The sequence below is a fragment of the Citrobacter sp. TBCS-14 genome, from assembly GCF_005280805.1.
In the GTDB taxonomy this organism is placed as follows: domain Bacteria; phylum Pseudomonadota; class Gammaproteobacteria; order Enterobacterales; family Enterobacteriaceae; genus Citrobacter; species Citrobacter gillenii.
In genome coordinates, this window is sequence record NZ_SZWM01001275.1 from 1 (window position 1) to 325 (window position 325).

Genomic DNA, 325 nt, shown 5'->3' on the forward strand with positions numbered 1-325 from the left:
CCACACTTCCAGATCGTAGGTTTTGCATGCGCCGAAGCCCATGTCGCCTGTGCACAGGATGATCTTGCGATACGGCAGCCCCAGCAGTTGCAGGACCTTCTCAGCATGGCCGGTCATCTCTTCCAGCGCGTCCATCGAATCTTCCGGACGAACAATCTGCACCATCTCGACTTTATCGAACTGGTGCATACGGATCAGACCACGAGTGTCACGACCGTAAGAACCCGCTTCGGAACGGAAGCACGGCGTATGCGCAGTCATTTTGATCGGCAGCGCATCTTCGTCGATGATTTCGTCGCGTACCAGGTTGGTCAGCGGCACTTCC

Annotated in this window: 1 protein-coding gene; it reads right to left on the reverse strand. The window is 56.3% G+C overall.

Features of this window, described 5'->3' with window-relative positions; all coding sequences use genetic code 11:
* Positions 1-325: aminoacyl--tRNA ligase-related protein (locus FDX22_RS27345; RefSeq protein ID WP_304571834.1), on the reverse strand; the 325-nt coding region annotated here is incomplete at both ends.